The sequence below is a fragment of the Micromonospora inaquosa genome (assembly GCF_003857055.1).
Lineage (GTDB): Bacteria > Actinomycetota > Actinomycetes > Mycobacteriales > Micromonosporaceae > Micromonospora > Micromonospora inaquosa.
In genome coordinates this window covers 1-20,848 of the sequence record NZ_QGSZ01000276.1, presented here as the reverse complement: position 1 = coordinate 20,848, position 20,848 = coordinate 1, and the positions used below count along the sequence as shown (strand labels likewise).

The window sequence follows — 20,848 nt, the reverse complement described above, 5'->3', positions numbered from 1 at the left end:
GGGCTACTCGGGGTCGCGGTCGATCAGCGGGTTGCTCTGCACCCAGTCTGCGGTTTCGTCATATTTGCGGGCTATGTACTCCTCCAGGCGAGTGCGCTCGACCCGCCACTGGCCACGCCCGCCGATCTTGATCGCCGGCAGTTCGCCGCTGCGCACCATGTGGTAGACCTGCGAATCCGACACGTTGAGCTCGGCAGCCACGTCGGAGAGCAGCAGGAACCTTGGCTCCACAGGTAACTCCCGGGGTTGATGTCGTTTGGCTCAGTTTGCCACCGACAGCTCCGGCCGCCCAGCACCGGCCCGGGTCGGCGGCGGGTCGACGGTGCGGGACACACCGGCGGGGAGCTTCCTCCGGCCGGAGGCGGGGTGTATGACGGTCACGGCGTGCGGCATGATCTGCGCCCGTGCCGGCGGACGCCGGTGGAGGACGACGCGGGGAGACGACCGGTGACCGACGAACTTGTCCGGGTGTACGTGCCGGCGACCGTACCGATGCTGGCCCGGCTGCGTGAGGAGGGGCTGGCCGCCGAGCAGGCGCACGCGGTGACCCCGGCGCTTCGCGAGTGGTACGCCGAGGGCGACGAGGAAGAGCTGGAGTACGTCGCGTTCACCCGGGCTGCCCAGGACGCCCTGCACCTGCTGCGGGCCGACCCGACCGCTCCCCGCCGTCGCGTCGTCGTCTCCGTTGACCTGCCGTCCGGTGCGATCGGGCGCGGCGACGGTGAGCTGGGCTCCAGCACGGTGGCGTTGACCGGTGCCGTGCCGGTGGGCGCGGTGGCGGCCATCCACGTGGATGGCGCGGACGCGGTCGAGGAAATCGGCGCGGCAGCCGACGTGGTGGCCGAGGCGGCGGCTGGTGATCCCGACGCCCAGTTCACTGTTGACGGCGCCGAGGACCACGAGCTGGAGTGGTACGACGTGACGGAGCTGGACCAGCTGCTACGCGCCGCCGACTGAGCCGGACACCCGGCCCCGGCCCGGAGCCGGACAACGGCCTGGCCCGGAGTCGGACAACCGGTCCAGGTCCGGCGTCAGCGAGCCGGGTCTGCCTTCGCCGGATCGGCGTTGAACGTCTGAGCGTCGTCGGATGTCTCGGCCGGGTCGGTGTCGAACGCCTTGGCGTAGCCGGGCTTGTCGTCCTCCGGATCGACCTGGTCCGCGACGGGGCTCGGGCTGTCGGCTGGTTCGTCGTCGCTGTGGGCGGGGCTGAGCGTGCGGCCGAACGCGATGAGCGCGGTCAGCGCCCCCACGAAGAGCACCCAGATGCCGTTGTCCACCCGGGAGGTGCCCAGCGAGGTCTGCGCCACCGCGTCCGCCTCACTGAGCGCGCTGGCGAGGTCGAGCAGCGACCGGCCGCCGACCCGGATGATCACCTCGGCGAGCAGGAGGAGGAGCCCGGGCCCGGCGCCGGCGAGAAGGTATGCCGGCCAGCGCAGCGCCGGGGCCTCGGGATCGCGGCGGACGGCTCGACGCCGCGCCCAGGTCAGGTAGCCGAAGGCCAGGAGCCCGGCCAGCAGCCCGGCGACGAGCGATTCGGTGCGGGACACCCACTTGGCCGCGTTGACCAACGATTCTTGGCTGTCGTCGCCGCCGAAGAGGTCGAACAGCGGGTCCCGGGCGCGGCTGAACGCGACTACGAAGATCAGGGTGCCCAGCGCGGCGGTGACGACCGCGCCGATCGCCGGGGCGGTCCGCGCAGCGGCCAGCGCGCCGCCGATGATCGCCGCGGCGGCCGTGGTGCCGGCGATCACGTTGGTGGTGGACGTGTCGAAGTAGGTGAGGTTGATGGCCACTGCGGCAGCGAGCCCGACCAGCGTTCCGCCGCCGATCGCCCCGGCGAAGCGCAGGGTGGCCCAGTCGCCGTACCGGCGGGCCAGCAGGTTGCCAGCGGCAAGCGCGACGGCGGCCCCGGCCACCAGCGCGGCCGAGATCACGCCGGGCAGGGCGAACGCGGAGAGGCTGATCGCGGTGACTCCGGCCGCCGCCGAGGTGATGGCCTCCCGGGTGGACCAGAGCATGGCGGCCAGCCATCCGAGCGCCAGCAGCGCGAGCACGGTGGCGCCGGGCGCGGGCAGTGGCCGACTGCCGGCGCTGTCCGCGTCGACCGCCGGCTCGTCCGACTCAGCGGCCGGGGGGCGGCCGGGCAGCTTGGTCATCGTCTCCCCTTCGAGGCGGCAGGTCACCGACCATTCAGGGTACGCGGGCCCGCTGGGCTGCCTGTCGGCGCTGGACAGCGGGGACGGATCGAGACCGGTCGGTAAGGGGAGGAGGGGTGGAGCGGTCCTTGGCGCAGGGCGGTGGCCGAGGTGGGTGGCGCGGCCCGTCGTGGGAGAATCACGGGAGGTCCCGCCGCTGCTCGGCCTCCCGTGCGGCGTCCGGTGTCCGACCGTCCGGTCGGTGCCTGCGGGTCCGGTTTCGCCACTGCTGTCGAGATCGCCAGGAGCCTTGATGGATGCCGTGTTCTCCGTTCCCGAGCCGCGCAACGAGCCGGTTCGCAACTACGAGCCGGGCAGCCCCGACCGGGACCGGCTCCAGCGGCGGCTGACCGAGCTCGCCGCCGAGCGCATCGACCTGCCGATGACCATCGGCGGTGAGCAGCGGATGGCCGCCGGTGACCCGATCAACGTGGTGCAGCCGCACAAGCACGCCCACGTGCTGGGGGTGACCGCGCACGCCACCCACGATGACGCTCGCGCCGCCGTCAAGGCGGCCAAGGATGCCGCGCCGATGTGGCGGGCGCTGCCCTTCGAGGAGCGCGCCGCGATCTTCCTGCGCGCCGCCGAGCTGCTCGCCGGCCCGTGGCGCGACACTCTCAACGCCGCGACGATGCTCGGCCAGTCGAAGACCGCGATCCAGGCGGAGATCGACGCGGCGTGCGAGTTCATCGACTTCCTGCGGTTCAACGTGCACTTCGCCCGCCGCCTGCTGGAAGAGCAGCCGGCGTCCTCGCCCGGCGTCTGGAACCGCTTCGACCACCGCCCGCTGGAGGGCTTCGTCTACGCGGTCACCCCGTTCAACTTCACCGCCATCGCCGGCAACCTGCCGTCCGCGCCGGCCCTGCTGGGTAACACGGTCGTGTGGAAGCCGGGCCCAACCCAGCAGTTCGCCGCGCACTTCACCATGCGGCTGTTCGAGGCCGCCGGCCTGCCGCCCGGCGTGATCAACATGGTCACCGGCCGGGGCGAGGAGGTCTCCGACGTCGTACTCGCCGACCCGGATCTGGCCGGCATCCACTTCACCGGCTCGACGAAGGTCTTCCAGCAGTTGTGGCGGACCGTGGGCGACAACATCGCCCGTTACCGGGGTTACCCGCGCCTGGTCGGCGAGACCGGCGGCAAGGACTTCGTCGTCGCGCACAGCAGCGCCGACGTGGACGCTCTGCACACCGCGCTGATCCGCGGCGCGTACGAGTACCAGGGCCAGAAGTGCTCGGCGGCCTCGCGGGCCTACGTGCCGCGTTCGATCTGGGAGGGTGGGCTGCGTGACCGGCTCGCCGCCACCGCCGAGTCGCTGACCTACGGTGACGTGGCCGACTTCAGCAACTTCGGCGGTGCCGTGATCGACGACAAGGCGTTCGCCCGGCACACCGCCGCGCTGGAGTTGATCGCCGGGGACGACAGTTGCCGGGTGTTGGCCGGTGGCACCGCCGACGACTCGGTCGGCTACTTCGTGCGGCCGACGCTCTTCGAGTGCGGCGACGCCGCCCACGAGACCTTCACCACCGAGTACTTCGGGCCGATCCTGGGCGTGCACGTGTTCGACGACGCCCGTTTCGACGAGGTGGTCGCGCAGGCGGAGTCGATCGCTCCGTACGCGCTGACCGGCTCGGTGTTCGCCACCGACCGTCGGGTCGTCGAGTCGGTCGGCGAGCGGATGCGGTACGCGGCGGGCAACTTCTACATCAACGACAAGCCGACCGGCGCGGTGGTCGGGCAGCAGCCCTTCGGTGGCGCGCGCGCCAGTGGCACCAACGACAAGGCCGGCTCCTGGCTCAACCTGGTCCGCTGGGTCTCCCCGCGGACGATCAAGGAGACCTTCGTGCCGCCGACCGACCACACGTACCCCCACATGGGCTGACCCGCGACGACCTGCCGGCGGCGCGCGTGGCGCCGCCGGCGGTCGCCCGGAGTCGCAACCCATCGATAGTCCTCAACGGACAGTCTGTCGCCGACAGTGCACTTAGGAAGTCCTGTTGGGTGGCAAACCGGCAAATCCTGGACGCCGGGTTCGCAAAGTGGCAGCGTAGTGGGCATGGCGGATTCTGGAGTCAACCCTACGGCGGCGGCCCTGCTCGGCCTCCTCCACGAGGGCCCGATGACAGGCGGTCAGTTGATGGCCGCCGCTGAGCGCCGTCTGGCGCCGTACTGGTCGATGACCCGCAGTCAGGTGTACCGCGAGTTGCCGGTGCTGGCCGAGCGGGGGTTTGTGCGGCTCGGCAAGCCGGGTCCGCGGATGAGCCAGCCGTACGCACTCACCGCCAGCGGAAAACGGACGTTTTCCCGCTGGCTCGCGGAGAACCCGGGGCGGGACACGATCCGCAACCCGATCGCGCTCCGGATGGCCTTCGGCAACCTGCACTCCGCCAGCCAGCTCAAGGGCCTGTACGCCTCGGCCAACGAATACCACACCGAGGCCCTCGCCCAGGTCCGGGAGCAGGTGAAGAACGCCAAACGGGACGGCGAGACGTACGACGCGAGCGCGCTGGAGTTCGCCGTCGCGTACCACCGGGCTGCCCTGTCGTGGCTGAAGTCCGCCCCCGTCGGGTGACGATCAGCGGGTTCGCGCACAGGCAACGAGTTGCTTCGCGCCCGAGGTCGGGGGGCCGATTTGGCGCGGGTCCGCGGGGCTCGCAAGCTCACTCGTCGCACGCGCAGTACGCTTGTCTGTCGTGACCGCTGCCGATTACGCCGAACAGCTCAAGGAACTCGACGCGACCCTGCGAAACATCGAGGCCGTCCTCAACCTCGACCGGCTCCACGAGGACAAGGCCCGCCTTGAGCAGGAGGCCTCTGCCCCCGACCTGTGGGACGACCAGGCCAAGGCTCAGCAGGTGACCTCGCAGCTGTCGTACGTCAACGGCGAGATCAGCAAGCTGGGCAGCCTGCGTTCCGGCCTCGACGATGCCCAGGTGCTGCTGGAGCTGGCCGAGGCCGAAGCCGACCCGGGCGTGTTGACCGAGGTCGAGTCGGAGATCACCGGGCTGACCAAGGCCATCCAGGAGATGGAGGTCCGCACCCTGCTCTCCGGCGAGTACGACTCCCGGGAGGCGCTGGTCGCCATCCGGGCCGGTGCCGGTGGCGTGGACGCCGCGGACTTCGCCGAGATGCTGCTGCGGATGTACCTGCGCTGGGCGGAGCGGCACGGCTACCCGACCGAGGTCTACGAGACCTCGTACGCCGAGGAGGCGGGCCTAAAGTCGGCCACCTTCGCGGTCAAGGTGCCGTACGCGTACGGCACGCTCAGTGTCGAGTCGGGCACGCACCGGTTGGTGCGGATCAGCCCGTTCGACAACCAGGGGCGTCGGCAGACCAGCTTCGCTGGCGTCGAGGTCCTTCCGGTCACCGAGCAGACCGACCACATCGACATCCCGGAGAACGAGGTACGCGTCGACGTCTACCGCTCCTCCGGCCCTGGTGGGCAGAGCGTCAACACCACCGACTCGGCGGTGCGGCTGACGCACATCCCGACCGGCATCGTGGTGACCTGCCAGAACGAGAAGTCCCAGCTGCAGAACAAGGCCTCCGCGCTGCGGGTGTTGCAGGCACGGCTGCTGGAGCGCAAGCGCCAGGAGGAGCAGGCCAAGCTCGAAGGGCTCAAGGAGAACGCGGCGGGCTCGTGGGGCGATCAGATGCGCTCCTACGTCCTGCACCCGTATCAGATGGTGAAGGATCTCCGTACCGAGCAGGAGACCGGCAATCCGAGCGCGGTCTTCGATGGCGAATTGGACGGTTTCATCGAGGCGGGCATCCGCTGGCGCAAGCAGCGGCAGCTCGCTGGCGACGGTGCGTGACGGCGCGCGGGCGGAGCGCGTCATCGATCTCCAGGTAGGAGCCTGATTCGACGACTCGTGCCGGATCGGCGGGGCGTGGGGCTTGGCTCAGTTGTTACACCGCGTAGACTCACCACCCGTGATTCAGCTTGAGCAAGTGACGAAGACGTACCCGAAGGCGTCCCGGCCTTCGCTCGACAACGTGTCCGTCTCGATCGAGAAGGGCGAGTTCGTCTTCTTCATCGGTCCATCCGGCTCCGGCAAGTCCACGATCATCAAGATGCTGCTGCACGAGGTGGCCCCCAACAAGGGCCGCGTCGTCGTCAACGGCAAGGACGTCACGTCGATGCGCTCCTGGAAGCGACCCCACTTCCGGCGTTCGATCGGCTGTGTCTTCCAGGACTTCCGGCTGCTGCCGAACCGCACCGCCTACGAGAATGTGGCGTTCGCCCTCGAGGTGATCGGCAAGACGAAGGCGGTTGCCCGCCGGGTCGTGCCGGAGGTGCTGGAGCTGGTCGGGCTCGGTGGCAAGGAGCACCGCTACCCGCACGAGCTCTCCGGTGGTGAGCAGCAGCGGGTCGCCGTCGCCCGGGCGTTCGTGAACCGTCCGCTGATCCTGCTGGCGGACGAGCCCACCGGAAACCTGGACCCGGACACCTCGATCGAGATCATGCGTCTGCTGGACCGGATCAATCGCACCGGCACGACCGTCGTGATGGTCACCCACGACTCCAACATCGTGAACCAGATGCGCCGCCGCGTCGTTGAGATTGAGAGCGGTCGCATCGTGCGTGACCAGGCCCGCGGCGTTTACGGGTGAGCCGGCGCTCCACCCCTGCGCAGCCTGACGACGAACACCTCATGCCGGAGACCCGGAGGAAATCCCGATGCGCGTGAAATACGTCCTGTCCGAGGTACTGGTCGGACTGTGGCGCAACGTGACCATGTCCATCGCGATGATCATCACGATGGCGGTCTCGCTGACCATGCTCGGCGCCAGCGGTCTCATGTACCGCCAGGTCGACGACATGAAGGACCTCTACTACAAGAACATCGAAGTCTCGATCTTCTTGACCCAGGAGGTGACCGAGCAGGAGCGCACCGACCTGCAGACCAAGCTCGACAGCGACCCCCTGGTCAAGGACGTCCTCTACGTCAACAAGGACGAGGCGTACAAGCGCTTCAAGGAGATGTACCAGGACGCGCCGGACCTGGTGAACGCGGTCAAGCCTGACCAACTGCCCGAGGCGTTCCGACTCAAGCTGAACAACCCGGAGCAGTACAAGGACGTCTACGACCAGTACAAGGACACGGCGGGCGTCGAGGAGATCATCGACCAGAGTCGACTGCTCGACAAGATCTTCAACATCCTCACCTCGATCCAGAACATCGCCCTGGCTGCCGCCATCGTGATGGCGATCGCCGCCCTGCTGCTGGTCGCGAACACCATTCAGGTGGCCGCGTACAGCAAGCGGCGCGAGGTGGCGGTCATGAAGCTGGTCGGCGCGTCCAACTGGTTCATCCAGGCGCCGTTCGTGCTGGAGGCCGTGGTGGCCGGCCTGATCGGTTCGCTGCTCGGTCTGGTGGCCCTGGTCGCGGCGAAGTATCTGCTCTTCGACGGGTCGTTGAGCGCGTTGCAGGGTCTGCTCTCGCCGATCAGCTGGGGCGACATCCTGTTCATCTTCCCGTTGATGGCTGGCGTCGGTGGTCTGGTCAGCGCGGGCACCGCCTGGATCACGCTGCGTTTCTACCTGCGGGTCTAGGCACCGTACGGGTCGTCCCGTCGTCTTTCGAGGACCCTCCCGCAGCCGGAAATAAACGGCGCGGGAGGGTCCTTCTTATTCGGGTAGCATGATCGGTTGTCCGGCCGGGGTGAACCGGCTGTTGACGAAGGAGAGGGGGTGGCACCGATGCCACGGGAAAAGGGGCGCAAGGTGGTCGCCTCCAACAAGAAGGCGCGCCACGACTACGCGATCCTCGACACGTACGAGGCGGGCATGGCGCTGACCGGCACCGAGGTCAAGTCGCTGCGGGCTGGGCGGGCGTCGCTGGTCGACGCGTTCGCGCAGGAACGTGACGGCGAGTTGTATCTGCACGCGATGCACATTCCGGAGTACACGCAGGGCACCTGGACCAACCATGAGCCCCGGCGTACCCGCAAGCTGCTGCTCAACCGGGGCGAGATCGACAAGCTCGTCGGCAAGACCCGGGAGGGCGGTTTGACCATCGTCCCGTTGCAGGTCTACTTCTCGGACGGCTGGGCCAAGGTCGAGATCGCCCTGGCCAAGGGCAAGAAGTCGTACGACAAGCGTCAGGACCTCGCCAAGCGCGACGCGGACCGGGAGATCGCCCGGGTGTCGGGTCGTCGAGGCAAGGGAATGGACGACTAGTTCATCCTGTTTGTCCGGGTCGGCACGTCGGCCCGGGGCTCGGGATGAAAGCTGTTGCGCCAGGCGTTAGTCTTGTCAGTGCCGCCACATCGGCGGCCTGTCGAGGGGGTGACTGGTTTCGACTTCGTACGCAGCGACAGGGGAAGCGAGCCGAGGAAGCCGACGTCGTCTCGAGAATCGGTCGTCGGAAACTTATAAGCGCCAAGAACAATCGCGCTGACTTCGCTCTCGCCGCCTGAGGCGAGTAGCTAAGTCTGTCGGCCTGGGAACGCCTTCGTCCCAGTAGCCGGCATCAGCTAGGAGGCTGGCCAATCGGACCCGGTCGCGGGGTCCGTGCGGCGAGATTAATCAGCGACTGGGCCCGTCACACCAACTTGCTCGCGTGAGCGGTGGGGCCGAGTAGAGGCACAGCGAGCTGCGCTCGGAGAAGCCCTGACAAACCGGCGAAGGACCCGGGTTCGATTCCCGGCACCTCCACCACCTCGAACGAAGCGCCCCGGCCCACCAGCCGGGGCGCTTTGTTGTGTCGAGCGGGTCTTACGCTGCCTCCCGTGACCAACCAGGAGCTGCGCCTGTCGGTCGGCGCGTCGCCCGGTCAGCGCGTCGTGGCGGTGGTGGCCGGCGTCCTCCTCGCGGCGGTCGGCGCGGCGTTCGTGGCGCTGCCCCTCGTCGCCGACGGGCTGCTGCGCCGGCTGACCGGCCCGGGTGACGCGTTCGCCTCCTATGAGGAGGCTCGCGACCTGCCCCCGGGGCTCCTGCCGCCGGCGCTACGGGACTCCGCCGACCCCAACCAGGCCGGTCCCAGCCCCTTCATCGGCCTGTGCGGTCTGCCCTTCGTGCTGCTCGGCCTCTACCTCGTGTTGCGGGTGCTCCGCACGGCCGCCTGGCTGGACAACAGTCGGGCGCGGGTACGGGGTGCGCTGCGCACCCGCACTGTCGACCTCGCCACCGCCCGGATCGAGTCCGGCCCGGTGCCGTATCGCGAGGCGGACGACGACGGTCCGGGCGGCGGACCGCGGGTGCGGGCCATCCTCGCCACCAACAGGGGGAGTACGCGGGGGGTCACCATCCCCCTGCGCGGAATGGGGCTGCCCAGCCTGCCGCCGGCAGAGCTGCGGGCGTTGGCCGAGGCGATCACGAACGGTCGACCGGGCGACGGTCGCGACACCGACGCGCACGCCGTGGCCGACCACCTGCGCCGCCTGGCGGAGCGCCCGTCGAGCGACTGAGCCGGGTGTACGTCCCGCGGGTTCTGTACGGCGCCCAGGGGCCGCACCAGTGCGGCTGGTGGGTTCGCTGGGGCCAACGGGGCAGATGAGGCGGTGCGGGGCCCTGGACAGGGCGGGCCGAGCAGGCTCACCATCGCGGTATGGGGTAGCAGCAGCGCCGCGCGGGAGGTGCCATGGTCACCGGTCCGATCCAGCAGCCGTCACTCGTCGCCCGACAGCGCGTCGCGCCTCCGGCCGGGCTCCCCGCCGATCCACCTCCCCTCGGCCTACCCGGTGAGCCGCGCCCCGCCGGCCTCGCCGGTGACGTGCACGCCCTCGGCCGGGCCGTCGCGGTCACCAGCACCGAGCCGGGCTGGCGCGAAGACGTTCTCCTTCGGCTGCGTCCGGTGTGCCAGGGCTTCGTCGAGCACGTCCGGGTCACCGAAGGCCCCAGCGGCCTCTACCGGGAGTTGCTCACCCAGTCACCGCGACTGGACCACGGCGTACGGCTGTTGACCCGGGAGCACGCGACGATCGTCGCCGCGATCCTGGCGGTCCAGCAGATCGCCGAACGGCCCGAGACGCACCCCGACGAGCTGCGGTATCGGGTTGGGCACCTGCTGCGGAGGTTGGCCCGGCACCGGGGGCGCGGCACTCACCTGCTCTGGGAGGCGTACCAGACGGATCTGGGTGGCGAGACCTGAGCCTGAGCCGGGAACCGGCCGGTCGGCGGGCGCGTCGAACCGCACATGCGTCGTTTGAGCCTGCTGCTCGTACTCCCGTTGCTCCTCACGGCGGGGTGTGCCGCGACCGACGCCGGTCCGGCCGACGCCCCACCCAGCCTGACCCGCGACGCCGAGGCGTTCGACCAGCGGGCCGCTGCGGTTGCCGAGGCATGGCGGCCCGGCCCGGAGTGGCGCACGGGGTACGTGCCGTTGGAGGGGCCGACCCTGCTCAGCGGTGACCCGGGCTTCACCCCGGACACCGAGGCCGCCTTCCGGTCCGGCTGGTACCGGGCGGACGTCGCGATACCGCCCACCCGGGTCGGCGGCGAGATCCGATTCCCGGACGGACGGCTGACGCTGCCGTTGGTCAGCGCCGCCGAGGCGTACCGGCAGCTCGACCAGGGTGACCCGCTGCCCTGCCCGGGACGGCCGAAGCGGCCCGGACTGCCCACCCCCGGCGGCCCCACCGTCGAGCCAGGGCCCGACGGGTGGGTCACCAGCAGCACGCAGACCGCCTGTCTCCCGCTCACCGTCACCGCTGTCACGTTCGACACCGTGCCGGTCCGCACGAGCCGCGGTGTGGCGCAGGTCCCGGCCTGGCTGTTCACCGTCAAGGAGTTGGCCGCCCCGGTGGTCCGGCTCGCCGTCGCGCCCACGGCGGTCACCCCCGTTCCCGAGCCCACCGCGCCGGCCCCGCCGCTGCCGGACGGGTTGGTGGCGGCCCAGAACCTGGCCTCCGTCGACGACACCCGGTTGACCGTGCGACTCGGCGTCGGCGCGTGCGACACCGGAATCACGCCGTTGGTGTGGGAACGGCCGGACGTCGTGGTGGTCGGCGGCGGCGTCACCCGGGCCACCGGCGAATGCATCGCCCTGCTGAAGCTGGAGCCGGTCACCGTCACCCTGGCGGCGCCGCTGGGCGCCCGACCGGTGCTGGACGTCTTCACCGGTGCCCCGTTGTCGATCGGACCCCGCTGACGGGGACCGGTTCAGAGGATGCTGGGCACGTCGGTGCTGATCGGCACCGCCAACACCGTGGGACGGTCGGCGCGCAGCCCCGCGGCGAGCGCCGCGCCGAGCTGATCGGGGGTCTCCACCACCTCGGTGGCACAGCCGTAGCCGGCCGCGATCGCGATGATGTCCAACCCCGGCAGGTCCAGGCCGGGCACCCCGGGGGTGTGCTTCAGATCGGCGAACGCCTTGAGGATCGCGTACTGCTGGTTGACCGGCACGACGACCACCACCGGCAGTGCCAGGCGCGCGGCCGTCCACAGCGCCTGCACCGAGTAGTGGAACGAGCCGTCGCCGACCACCGCCACCACCGGGCGACCGCGCCCGGTGTCCCGCTCGGCAAGGGCGACGCCGATCGCCGCCGGCAGACCGTAGCCGAGGCCGCCGCTGGCCATCGTGAAGTACGACGCCGGGCGGGTGATCCGCAACTGACGACGCAGCGCGGACAGATTGGACGGTGACTCCTGGATCAGTACGCCGTCGGTCGGCCAGTGTGCGGCCAACGCGGCGAACAGGGCGTCGGCGCTCAGCGGGGTGCCGACCTCGGGCGGTGGCGGTGCGTCCCGTCGCCTGGGTGGCGGCCGGTCGCTCGGCGGCACCTGTTCGACGAGCGCGGCCAGGGCCAGCCCCGGGTCGCTGAGCAGACTGTCACCGACCGGGGCCCGCGCCGCCTCGTCCGGGTCGTCGGTGACGTGCAGCAGTCGGGCGCCGTCGGGCAGGTGCCCGCCCGGCACGTACGGGTAGTAGCGGAACACCGGGGCCCCGACGACCAGCACCGTGTCGTGCCCGCGCAGCGCCTCGGCGAGCGGACCGATCGCGTACGGCAGCACGCCGCGGAAGTGCGGGTGGTCTTCGGGGAACACGGCCCGCTCGGTGGCCGGGGCCGACCAGACCGGCGCGGCGAGCCGCTCCGCCAGCGCGACAGCTGTCGCCCAGCTCGCCGAGCGGTCCACCCCCGGCCCGTACACGAGCGCCGGGTTGCGGCTGCCGGCCAACACCTGAACGAACTCCGCCAACCGCTCGGGGTCCGGTGCGAACCGGGTGGCCACCGTTCGCGACGCGGGCGGCGCGTCGGCCGGCTGGGCCCAGTCGTCCATCGGTAGGGAGAGGAAGACCGGCCCGGCCGGTGGCTGCACCGCTGTCGCGTACGCCCGCACCATCGCCGCAGGGATGTCCTGAGCCCGAGCCGGCTCGTAGGCCCACTTCACGTACGGCTGCGGGAGCTCGGTGGGTCGGCGGTTGGCCAGCCGGGGTTCGAGGAGGAGCATCTCCCGCGTCTGTTGGCCGGCGGTGACGATCAGCGGGGTTTTGTTGTGCCAGGCGGTGACCAGGTTGCCCATGCCGTTGCCGGTGCCCGGGGCGGTGTGCAGGTTGACGTGGGCGGGCACTCCGCTGGCCTGGGCGTAGCCGTCGGCCATCGCGACGGCCGTCGCCTCGTGCAGCGCGTGGACGTAGTGGAAGTCGGCGGGGAAGTCCTGGAGGAACGGCTCCTCGGTGGAGCCGGGGTTGCCGAAGACAGTGGTCAGACCGAGGGTGCGGAGCACGTCGTACGTCGTGTCCCGGACAGTTGCCATCGCCACCCGCCTCCGTGTCGCGGGCAGGAGCAACCGCGGTCGCCCTCCCGATCAGCCGAATCTATCGGGATGTGACGGACCTTTCGGGCTTTTCTCGGCGGTCGGTGCTCCGGATCCGTCGATCATCAGGAGGCCTGCCGTCGGTGGATCCGTCCCTGGTCTTAACTGTCCGATCACCCGCCGGTCAGACCTTAGCCAGCACCCAGGACGCAGGCTATGGTGCCAGGCATGGCGTTGACAGCGCGGCTGAACCCGATGCGCCGGGCGGATCCGGTCGATGACCGGCCACCGGCGCGGGCTCACGGTTGACGGGTGTGTGACATGCAGGGAGAGGGCCAGGCGATCGGCGGACGAGCGATGGAGTCGATGACCGGGCGGCTGCTGGTCGCGACTCCGGCGCTCAAGGACCCGAACTTCGACCGTACGGTGGTGCTGCTGGTCGCCCACGAGCCGGGCGGCGCGCTCGGCGTGGTGCTGAACCGGGCCACCGAGGTGCCGGTGGCCGAGGTGCTCGGTGACTGGAGCGACCTGGCCCGCCACCCGGCCGTGCTCTTCGAGGGCGGTCCGGTGCAGCCCGACTCGGCCATCTGCCTCGCCCGGATGCGCCACCCGATGCGCCGGCTGAAGGGCTTCCACCAGGTTTCCGGGGCGGTCGGCACTATCGACCTCTCAGTCGACCCGGAGCGGCTGCGGGAGAGCATCGGTGGCATCCGGGTCTTCGCCGGCTACTCCGGCTGGGGCAGCGGCCAGTTGGAGCAGGAGATCGCCGACGGGTCCTGGTTCGTGCTGGACGGGCTGCCCGGGGACGCCTTCGTCGACCGGCCCGACGACCTGTGGCCGATGGTGCTGCGCCGGCAGGGCGGGATGATGGCCGCCGTCGCGCACTTCCCGCCGGACGTGGCGCTCAACTGACCCGGATCGGCGGGGGACCCCGCGAGATGACCATGCGAGCCGGTCTGTGTATAGTTTCCCAGTGCCCGGGCGACCGGGACAACAGCAAGGGGCCGTGGCGCAGCTGGTAGCGCACCACACTGGCAGTGTGGGGGTCAGGGGTTCGAGTCCCCTCGGCTCCACCCTTGAGAAACGCCCTGGCCGGGATCATCCGGCCGGGGCGTTTTCTGTTGCTGACGGTGCCCGTCGTTTGCTGCGTCCGAGGCGACCGACGTATCGGACCGGGATCCTGTGCAGGTGCTAGCGAATGATCGGTGACCATTCCCGCTGGCTGGCGATCGTCACCCCGGGGGTGCGGTAATAGGGGTCCTCGTCGACGATCGTGGCGAACGCCTCGGCATCGGCAACGTCGAAGATCAGGAGCGCGCCGGAGTCGTCGGGGAACGGCCCGGCCATCACCACTTTGCCTTCCCGGTGCAGGGCCTGGAGGCGCTCCCGGTGCGCGGGCCGGGCGGCGAGCCGGTCGGGTTCGTCGCCGAAGGACAGCTCCAAGATGAACACCGGTTCCTCCTCAGCGAGGCGATCTCTCGAAACACCCTAGTCGATCGCGCACGCCACCACCGTCCTGCCGCGAACGTCCGTAAAGGGTGGTCCGGGGGCCGACCACGACAGCCCACGCGAAAACGACAGCCGACGCGAAAACGCCCCGACCGGATGACCCGGTCAGGGCGTTGGCGACTGTTTGTCCCGTTCGGGCTGGATCAGCCCTGGCGGCTCTTCCACTGCGGGTTGGCGCGGTTCACCACGACCACCCGGCCGCGACGGCGGACCACCACCGAACCCGGCTTCTGCTTCAGTGCACGCAACGAGCTACGTACCTTCATCTCTGCCTCCTCGGTGCAAGCGGTTCCGAGTATCGAAACGCCACGCCCACCCTGGGGATTCCCGCGCGCTGAGCGTCGAACCTTTGCCGCCCGGCAGCCGTACCAGTGGGCGGAGGTCATCCTCATGCCCGTACGCCGGATCCTCGCCACGGTGCTGGTCGCAGCCGCGACCGTGCCCCTGGGTGCCACGCCCGCCGCCGCCCACGGCGCCCCGACCGACCCGGTGAGCCGGGCAGCGGCCTGCGGCCCCGAGGGCCGGTACGCGGCCACCAGCGCCTGCCGGGCGGCGATCGAGGCCGGCGCGGCCGTGCGCGAATGGGACAACGTACGCGTCGCGGCGATCAACGGGCGAGACCGGGAACGGATCCCGGACGGCGAGCTGTGCAACGGCGGGCTGTCCGCGTACCGGGGATTGGACCTGCCCCGCACCGACTGGCCGAGCACCCAGCTGACCACGGGCGCGAAGTTCACCTTCCGGTACCGGACCACCATCGAGCACCGGGGCACCTTCCGGCTCTACGTCACCAAGCCGGACTACGACCCGCGCAAGAAGCTGACCTGGGCGGATCTGGAGTCGCGCCCGTTTCTCACGCTGACCGACCCGCCGGTGCGGGCCGGGGCGTACCAGTTGGCGGGCCGGCTGCCGGCGGGCCGCAGCGGCCGACACCTGATCTACACGATCTGGCAGAACTCCAACACCCCGGACACCTACTACTCCTGCTCGGATGTGGTGTTCCGGGGGGCCAAGGCCACCGCCACCCCGGCGAAGGCCGCCGCGACGAAGAGCGCGTCGCGTACCGCTGCGAGTGAGCCGGCGGCCAGCGGATCGGCGGTGGCGGCGGCGGCCGACCCGGGCGTGCCGGTGGCGTCGGTGACCGCCCTCGGCGGCCGGTGGCCGGTACTGGCCGGTGCCGCCGTCGTACTGGTCCTGCTGCTGCTGATCGGCGCGAGCCGGCGGCGTCGCAGCGCCGACGCGCCAGTGGGACGGCAGTGCGAGGTACGCAACCACCGGGCCGGGCGGCGCCGGATCTGGTGACCCGACCCCGCCCGAAGCCCGGCGGTGGTCAGCCGAGGTGCTGCTCGATCTCGGCCAACTCGTCGGCCGTGAAGTCGAGGTTGTCCAGCGCGGCGATGTTCGTCTCCAACTGCTCGACGCTGCTCGCCCCGATGATCAGGCTGGTCATCCGCGGGTCACGCAGCGCCCAGGCCAACGCGAGTTGCGCCAGCGACTGGCCGCGCCGCTCGGCGACCGCGCCGAGGGCACGAATCGTTGCCATCTTCTCGTCACTGAGATCGCTCTCGTTGAGGAAGACGCTGGTGCGGACCCGGGAGTCGGCCGGGATGCCGCCCAGGTAACGGTCGGTCAGCAGACCCTGCGCCAACGGGCTGTACGCGATGCAGCCCGCACCGACCTGCTCCAGCGTGTCGAGCAGGCCGTCGGACTCGGTCCAGCGGTTGAGCATCGAGTACGACGGCTGGTTGATCAGCAGCGGCGTACCCAGATCGCGCAGGATCGCGGCGGCCCGCGCGGTCCGCTCCGAGTTGTAGTTCGAGATGCCGACGTAGAGCGCCTTGCCCGAGCGGACGATCGCGTCGAGCGCCCCCATCGTCTCCTCAAGCGGGGTGTCCGGGTCGAACCGGTGCGAGTAGAAGATGTCGACGTAGTCCAGCCCCATCCGGCCCAGCGACTGGTCCAGCGACGAGATCAGGTTCTTGCGCGAGCCCCACTCGCCGTACGGGCCGGGCCACATCAGGTACCCGGCCTTGCTGGAGATGACCAGCTCGTCCCGGTACGGCTTCAGGTCGGTGGCGAGCATCCGACCGAAGTTCTCCTCCGCCGAACCGGGCGGCGGGCCGTAGTTGTTGGCCAGGTCGAAGTGGGTGACACCCAGGTCGAAGGCGCGACGCACGATGTCGCGCTGCCGTTCGAACGGGCGGTCCGGGCCGAAGTTGTGCCACAGGCCGAGCGAGACGGCGGGCAGCCGCAGGCCACTGCGTCCGCTGCGTCGGTAGGTCATGGTGTCGTAGCGGTCATCCGCGGCGAGATAGGTCACGATCATGAGCCTAACTCCGAACCATGGTGCCAGGGATCGGGCGTGCGAACCGGGACATCGGGGTAGTTTCGACCCGTTCGGCAACCCAAACCGAAAGTGAGCACCGTGGACGACATCACCGCGCTGATCCTGGACGACCACGCCACCTTCCGGCGTGGCTTCGCCCGCCTCGACGACGCCCGCGACGAGCAGGAGATGCTCGCCATCTGGGACGCGCTCGCCCTGCACCTGGACATCCACGCCGAGGCGGAGGAGGCGATTCTCTACCCGCACCTGGTCAAGCACGGCGACGACGGCGAGGACGAGACCGCCGACGCGATCGGCGACCACAACAAGATCCGCGACGCCATCGCCGAGGCGAAGCTGCACCCGGTCGGCTCGGATCAGTGGTGGGAGGCGGTCGGCACGGCCCGCCGGGAGAACAGCGAGCACCTCGCCGAGGAGGAGGACGAGGCGCTGCCCGACTTCCGCCGGCACGCCAGCACCGAACTCCGTGCCGAGCTGGGCCAACGCTGGCTGACCTTCTACGGCGAGCACAAGAACGGCCGCAACCTCCCGTTCCGCGACAAGGACCCGCAGCAGTACGTCGCCGACCACCGCTGACCTCTCCCCGGTGCTCCCGTCCGGCCCCGCACAGACCCCGGGTTGCCCCCGGGAAATGTGAGCTAGCGTGGGTCGGGTGACTGCGCCTACCCCGGTAATCCCGGTTCCACCGGCCGACCTGCCCGGCACGCTCGGCGCGCTACGGGCGGCCGGTCACCAGTACCGCACCGTCAAGCAGGAACTCCGCGACAACCTCCTCGCCCGGATGCGCTCCGGCGAGACCCGTTTCCCCGGCATCGTCGGCTACGACGACACGGTGCTGCCCGAGGTCGAGCGCGCGCTGCTCGCCGGGCACGACATGGTGCTGCTCGGCGAGCGCGGCCAGGGCAAGACCCGGCTGATCCGCTCGCTGGGCGCGTTGCTCGACGAGTGGACCCCAGTTCTGCCCGGCTCGGTGCTCAACGAACACCCGATGCACCCGCTCACCCCGGCGTCGCGCGCCCAGGTCGCCGAGGCCGGCGACGAGCTGCCGATCGGCTGGCTGCACCGCTCGATGCGGTACGGCGAGAAGTTGGCCACCCCGGACACCAGCGTCGGCGACCTGATCGGTGACGTCGACCCGATCCGCATCGCCCAGGGTCGTACCCTCGGCGACCCGGAAACCATCCACTTCGGGCTGGTGCCGCGCACCAACCGGGGCATCTTCGCCGTCAACGAACTGCCCGACCTGGCCGAGCGCATCCAGGTGGCGCTGCTCAACGTGCTGGAGGAGCGGGACATCCAGGTTCGCGGCTATCAGCTGCGCCTGCCACTGGATCTGCTCCTGGTAGCCAGCGCCAACCCGGAGGACTACACCAACCGGGGCCGGATCATCACCCCGCTCAAGGACCGGTTCGGCGCGGAGATCCGCACCCACTACCCGGTCGACCTGGAGTTGGAGCTGGCGCTGATCCGTCAGGAGGCCGACCTGGTCGCCGAGGTGCCGGAGCACGTGCTGGAGGTGCTGGCCCGCTTCGCCCGCGCCGTCCGGGAGTCGCCGTCGGTGGACCCGCGTTCCGGTGTCTCCGCCCGATTCGCCATCGCCGCCGCCGAGACGGTCGCCGGTGCCGCGCTGCGCCGCGCCGGCCTCCTCGCCGCCTCTGCCACCCCGGACGGGCGCCCCGAGGTCGCCGTCGCCCGGGTCGGTGACGCGGTGTCGGTGACCAGCACGCTGCGCGGCAAGGTCGAGTTCGAGAGCGGTGAGGAGGGCCGGGAGACCGAGATCCTCGCGCACCTGCTGCGTACCGCGACCGCCGAGACATTCCGGGCCCACCTCGCCGGGCTGGACCTGTCCGGGTTCACCGCCCTGGTCGAGGACGGCGCCGCGATCGAGACCGGCGAGTTGGTCAGCGCCACCGAGCTGTTGCGCCAGGTCGGCACCGTACCCGGGTTGGCGAAGGTCCTGGACCGGCTCGACCTGGGTGACGCGCCCACCTCCGAGGAGGCTGCCGCCGCCGTCGAGTTCGTGTTGGAAGGGCTGCACCTGACCCGCCGGCTCGGCAAGGACGTCACCGACTCGGGGCGCACCGTCTACGGCGGTCGGGGCTGACGGTGGCCGGTAACCGGTTCCGTTACGGGCAGTGGAACGGCGGGCCCGACCCGCTCGCACCCCCGTACGACGTGCGCGGGGCGGTGGACGCGGTCGGTACGGAGGTGCTGGCCGGTGGCAGCCTGCGCGAGGCGCTGCGCGACCTGCTGCGCCGTGGCCCCCAGGGGCGGGGTGGCCTGGACGACCTGGCCGCCCGGGCTCGGCGGCTGCGCCGGGAGGCGCTGCGCCGCGGTGACCTGGACGGCGCGGTGACCAGGGCGCAGGCCCTGCTCGACCAGGCCCTCGCCGCCGAACGGGACGAGCTGCGGGGTCGCGACGATGACGCCGCGCGGTTCGCCGAGGCGGTGCTGGACAATCTGCCCCGCTCGACCGCGCGGGCGGTGGAGGAGCTGTCCGGCTACCAGTGGGCCAGCGACGACGCCCGCCGCTCGTACCAGCAGATCCTTGACCAGCTCCGCGACGACGTGCTCGGTCAGCGCTTCGCCGGGCTGCGCGACGCGGTGCGTGCCTCCGCCGACCCGGCCGCCCAGCAGCGGCTCGCGGAGATGATGGGTGATCTGAACGACCTGCTCGCCCGGCACGGTCGCGCGGAGGACACCACCGACGCGTTCGCCGAGTTCATGCGCCGGCACGGGGACTTCTTCCCGGAGAAGCCGGAGACCGTCGACGAGTTGATCGACGCGTTGGCCCGCCGGGCGGCGGCGGGTGAGCGGCTGATGAACTCACTGTCGGAGCGGCAGCGCGCCGAGCTGGCCGGCCTCATGCAGCAGTCGCTCGGCGACCGCCTCGCGGGGGAGATGTCCGCGCTCGACGCGAACCTGCGGGCGCTGCGACCCGACCTGCGCTGGGGGCGGGGCGAGCGGGTCCGCGGCGACCAGCCGCTGGACTACGCCGACGCGGCCGGCGCGCTGGGCGAGATTGGGGATCTCGACGACCTGCTGGACCAGCTCGACCAGGAACACCCGGGGGCGACCCTCGACGACGTGGACGTCGACCAGGTGGCCCGCACGCTGGGCCGGGACGCGGCCGACGACGTCCGTCGGCTGCGCGATCTGGAGCGGGAGCTGCGCCGCCAGGGCTGGGTGAGTCGGGACGCGGAAGGGCTCACGCTGAGCCCGAAGGCGCTACGTCGGCTCGGTGGGACGGCGCTGCGGCGGGTCTTCGCCGACCTGACCGCCGGGCCGCGCGGCCAGCATGACCTGCGCTCCGCCGGTGCGGCGGGCGAGGTCAGCGGCGCGTCCAGACCCTGGCAGTACGGCGATGAGCAACCGTTGGACGTGGTTCGGACGCTGACCCGGGCGGTCAGTCGGGCCGGTCCGACGGTTCCGGTGCAGCTCGCGGTGGACGACTTCGAGGTGGTGGAGACCGAGCGACGGGCCTCGGCCGCGGTGGTGCTCTGTGTCGACCTGTCGTACTCGATGATCTCCCAGGGCCGTTGGGGGCCGATGAAGCAGACGGCGCTGGCGCTGGCACACCTGATGGAGACGCGCTTTCCGCAGGACGCCCTGCAGATCGTGGGCTTCGGCCGGGAGGCGATGACGCTCACCCAGCAGGAGTTGGCGGCAGTGGAGCCGGACCTGGAACAGGGCACCAATCTTCAGCACGCGCTGCGATTGGCGGGCCGGCACCTGCGCCGGCATCCGGACGCCGAGCCGGTCGTGCTGGTGGTCACCGACGGCGAGCCGACGGCCCACCTGGACCCGGACGACGGGGAGGCGCTGTTCCACTGGCCGCCGCTGCCGGAGACGATCGAGGCGACGGTCCGCGAGGTGGACCGGCTGAGCCGCTACGGCGCCACGCTCAACCTGTTCATGCTCGGCGACGACCCGGGTCTGCGGCGCTTCGTCGACGCGGTGGCCCGCCGCAGCCGGGGCCGCATGTTCACCCCGGACACCGACGACCTGGGCGAGTACGTGGTCAGCGACTACCTCCGCTCCCGCCAATCCCGCCGCTAACTCGCGGTGGGGCGGGTTGACTGGGGGGATGGAGAG

Annotated in this window: 21 protein-coding genes, 1 tRNA gene and 1 other RNA gene; 17 read left to right on the top strand and 6 right to left on the bottom strand. The window is 70.8% G+C overall.

All coding sequences use genetic code 11. The annotated features are described in order from the left end of the window. Positions 1 to 3: 3 nt before the first annotated feature. Positions 4 to 231, bottom strand: a complete 228-nt coding sequence (locus tag DLJ59_RS25695; protein WP_124775311.1) for a helix-turn-helix domain-containing protein — start codon at positions 229 to 231, stop codon at positions 4 to 6. 216 nt (positions 232 to 447) lie between these two features. Here DLJ59_RS25695 and DLJ59_RS25690 point away from each other — a divergent pair, with 216 nt between their 5' ends. Beyond that, on the top strand, positions 448 to 957 hold the full coding sequence (locus DLJ59_RS25690; RefSeq protein WP_124775309.1) for a DUF6912 family protein: 510 nt from the start codon (positions 448 to 450) through the stop codon (positions 955 to 957). 74 nt (positions 958 to 1,031) lie between these two features. Here the strand turns inward: DLJ59_RS25690 and DLJ59_RS25685 are convergent, their stop codons facing one another. After that, complete coding sequence (locus DLJ59_RS25685) at positions 1,032 to 2,156, bottom strand: hypothetical protein (RefSeq protein ID WP_244236229.1); 1,125 nt, start codon at positions 2,154 to 2,156, stop codon at positions 1,032 to 1,034. 292 nt (positions 2,157 to 2,448) lie between these two features. On the opposite strand from DLJ59_RS25685, the gene pruA reads away from it, so the two are divergent. From pruA to DLJ59_RS25635, 10 genes are all read left to right on the top strand, one after another. Further along, on the top strand, positions 2,449 to 4,077 hold the full coding sequence (pruA, locus tag DLJ59_RS25680) for an L-glutamate gamma-semialdehyde dehydrogenase (protein ID WP_124775307.1): 1,629 nt from the start codon (positions 2,449 to 2,451) through the stop codon (positions 4,075 to 4,077). Positions 4,078 to 4,251: 174 nt separating this feature from the next. Next, positions 4,252 to 4,767, top strand: a complete 516-nt coding sequence (locus DLJ59_RS25675) for a PadR family transcriptional regulator (RefSeq protein ID WP_091393967.1) — start codon at positions 4,252 to 4,254, stop codon at positions 4,765 to 4,767. 121 nt (positions 4,768 to 4,888) lie between these two features. Further along, on the top strand, positions 4,889 to 6,010 hold the full coding sequence (prfB, locus tag DLJ59_RS25670; RefSeq protein ID WP_124775305.1) for a peptide chain release factor 2: 1,122 nt from the start codon (positions 4,889 to 4,891) through the stop codon (positions 6,008 to 6,010). Between the two features lie 118 nt (positions 6,011 to 6,128). Beyond that, positions 6,129 to 6,809, top strand: a complete 681-nt coding sequence (gene ftsE, locus DLJ59_RS25665; RefSeq protein WP_030331491.1) for a cell division ATP-binding protein FtsE — start codon at positions 6,129 to 6,131, stop codon at positions 6,807 to 6,809. Positions 6,810 to 6,876: 67 nt separating this feature from the next. Then, positions 6,877 to 7,752, top strand: a complete 876-nt coding sequence (gene ftsX / locus DLJ59_RS25660; RefSeq protein WP_124775303.1) for a permease-like cell division protein FtsX — start codon at positions 6,877 to 6,879, stop codon at positions 7,750 to 7,752. A 147-nt stretch (positions 7,753 to 7,899) separates the two neighbouring features. Beyond that, a complete protein-coding gene (smpB, locus tag DLJ59_RS25655) occupies positions 7,900 to 8,379 on the top strand; it encodes an SsrA-binding protein SmpB (RefSeq protein WP_124775313.1) in 480 nt (159 codons plus the stop codon). Positions 8,380 to 8,483: 104 nt separating this feature from the next. Then, positions 8,484 to 8,859, top strand: a transfer-messenger RNA (tmRNA) gene (gene ssrA / locus DLJ59_RS25650). A 71-nt stretch (positions 8,860 to 8,930) separates the two neighbouring features. After that, positions 8,931 to 9,608 carry a hypothetical protein gene (locus DLJ59_RS25645; RefSeq protein WP_124775301.1) on the top strand — a complete coding sequence of 226 codons (678 nt, stop codon included), beginning with the start codon at positions 8,931 to 8,933 and terminating at the stop codon, positions 9,606 to 9,608. A gap of 173 nt (positions 9,609 to 9,781) precedes the next feature. Next, positions 9,782 to 10,291, top strand: coding sequence for a hypothetical protein (locus DLJ59_RS25640; RefSeq protein WP_124775299.1), 510 nt, complete (start codon positions 9,782 to 9,784; stop codon positions 10,289 to 10,291). Between the two features lie 45 nt (positions 10,292 to 10,336). After that, complete coding sequence (locus tag DLJ59_RS25635; RefSeq protein WP_124775297.1) at positions 10,337 to 11,290, top strand: hypothetical protein; 954 nt, start codon at positions 10,337 to 10,339, stop codon at positions 11,288 to 11,290. 11 nt (positions 11,291 to 11,301) lie between these two features. On the opposite strand, the gene mdlC is transcribed toward DLJ59_RS25635, so the two are convergent. Continuing rightward, positions 11,302 to 12,897: a benzoylformate decarboxylase gene (gene mdlC, locus DLJ59_RS25630; RefSeq protein WP_124775295.1), complete on the bottom strand. Its 1,596-nt coding sequence runs from the start codon at positions 12,895 to 12,897 to the stop codon at positions 11,302 to 11,304. A 321-nt stretch (positions 12,898 to 13,218) separates the two neighbouring features. On the opposite strand from mdlC, the gene DLJ59_RS25625 reads away from it, so the two are divergent. Both DLJ59_RS25625 and DLJ59_RS25620 read left to right on the top strand, forming a co-directional pair. Further along, on the top strand, positions 13,219 to 13,809 hold the full coding sequence (locus tag DLJ59_RS25625) for a YqgE/AlgH family protein (protein WP_030490862.1): 591 nt from the start codon (positions 13,219 to 13,221) through the stop codon (positions 13,807 to 13,809). A gap of 88 nt (positions 13,810 to 13,897) precedes the next feature. Next, positions 13,898 to 13,970, top strand: a tRNA-Ala gene (locus tag DLJ59_RS25620). Positions 13,971 to 14,088: 118 nt separating this feature from the next. On the opposite strand, the gene DLJ59_RS25615 is transcribed toward DLJ59_RS25620, so the two are convergent. Continuing rightward, positions 14,089 to 14,349, bottom strand: coding sequence for a YciI family protein (locus DLJ59_RS25615; RefSeq protein ID WP_124775293.1), 261 nt, complete (start codon positions 14,347 to 14,349; stop codon positions 14,089 to 14,091). 200 nt (positions 14,350 to 14,549) lie between these two features. Then, entirely contained in the window at positions 14,550 to 14,672 is a 123-nt protein-coding gene (locus DLJ59_RS25610) for a 50S ribosomal protein L36 (RefSeq protein WP_030490864.1), read from the bottom strand. A 124-nt stretch (positions 14,673 to 14,796) separates the two neighbouring features. On the opposite strand from DLJ59_RS25610, the gene DLJ59_RS25605 reads away from it, so the two are divergent. Beyond that, entirely contained in the window at positions 14,797 to 15,708 is a 912-nt protein-coding gene (locus DLJ59_RS25605) for a lytic polysaccharide monooxygenase auxiliary activity family 9 protein (protein WP_124775291.1), read from the top strand. Positions 15,709 to 15,736: 28 nt separating this feature from the next. Here DLJ59_RS25605 and mgrA read toward each other — a convergent pair whose 3' ends face one another. Continuing rightward, a complete protein-coding gene (gene mgrA / locus DLJ59_RS25600; protein WP_124775289.1) occupies positions 15,737 to 16,732 on the bottom strand; it encodes an L-glyceraldehyde 3-phosphate reductase in 996 nt (331 codons plus the stop codon). Positions 16,733 to 16,831: 99 nt separating this feature from the next. Here mgrA and DLJ59_RS25595 point away from each other — a divergent pair, with 99 nt between their 5' ends. The 3 genes from DLJ59_RS25595 to DLJ59_RS25585 all read left to right on the top strand — a co-directional run bounded on the left by DLJ59_RS25595 (position 16,832) and on the right by DLJ59_RS25585 (position 20,812). Further along, a complete protein-coding gene (locus tag DLJ59_RS25595) occupies positions 16,832 to 17,329 on the top strand; it encodes a hemerythrin domain-containing protein (RefSeq protein WP_167493893.1) in 498 nt (165 codons plus the stop codon). A 67-nt stretch (positions 17,330 to 17,396) separates the two neighbouring features. After that, entirely contained in the window at positions 17,397 to 18,857 is a 1,461-nt protein-coding gene (locus DLJ59_RS25590; protein WP_124775285.1) for a magnesium chelatase ATPase subunit I, read from the top strand. A 2-nt stretch (positions 18,858 to 18,859) separates the two neighbouring features. Continuing rightward, on the top strand, positions 18,860 to 20,812 hold the full coding sequence (locus DLJ59_RS25585) for a vWA domain-containing protein (RefSeq protein ID WP_124775283.1): 1,953 nt from the start codon (positions 18,860 to 18,862) through the stop codon (positions 20,810 to 20,812). The last annotated feature ends 36 nt before the right edge of the window (positions 20,813 to 20,848 follow it).

Excerpts from the sequence above, each read along its gene's own strand:
- DLJ59_RS25685 (WP_244236229.1), bottom strand. The coding sequence starts at position 2,156 with ATGACCAAGCTGCCCGGCCGCCCCCCGGCCGCTGAGTCGGACGAGCCG.
- pruA (WP_124775307.1), top strand. The coding sequence starts at position 2,449 with ATGGATGCCGTGTTCTCCGTTCCCGAGCCGCGCAACGAGCCGGTTCGC.
- DLJ59_RS25675 (WP_091393967.1), top strand. The coding sequence starts at position 4,252 with ATGGCGGATTCTGGAGTCAACCCTACGGCGGCGGCCCTGCTCGGCCTC.
- ftsX (WP_124775303.1), top strand. The coding sequence starts at position 6,877 with ATGCGCGTGAAATACGTCCTGTCCGAGGTACTGGTCGGACTGTGGCGC.
- smpB (WP_124775313.1), top strand. The coding sequence starts at position 7,900 with ATGCCACGGGAAAAGGGGCGCAAGGTGGTCGCCTCCAACAAGAAGGCG.
- DLJ59_RS25640 (WP_124775299.1), top strand. The coding sequence starts at position 9,782 with ATGGTCACCGGTCCGATCCAGCAGCCGTCACTCGTCGCCCGACAGCGC.
- DLJ59_RS25635 (WP_124775297.1), top strand. The coding sequence starts at position 10,337 with ATGCGTCGTTTGAGCCTGCTGCTCGTACTCCCGTTGCTCCTCACGGCG.
- mdlC (WP_124775295.1), bottom strand. The coding sequence starts at position 12,897 with ATGGCAACTGTCCGGGACACGACGTACGACGTGCTCCGCACCCTCGGT.
- DLJ59_RS25625 (WP_030490862.1), top strand. The coding sequence starts at position 13,219 with ATGCAGGGAGAGGGCCAGGCGATCGGCGGACGAGCGATGGAGTCGATG.
- DLJ59_RS25610 (WP_030490864.1), bottom strand. The coding sequence starts at position 14,672 with ATGAAGGTACGTAGCTCGTTGCGTGCACTGAAGCAGAAGCCGGGTTCG.
- DLJ59_RS25605 (WP_124775291.1), top strand. The coding sequence starts at position 14,797 with ATGCCCGTACGCCGGATCCTCGCCACGGTGCTGGTCGCAGCCGCGACC.
- mgrA (WP_124775289.1), bottom strand. The coding sequence starts at position 16,732 with ATGATCGTGACCTATCTCGCCGCGGATGACCGCTACGACACCATGACC.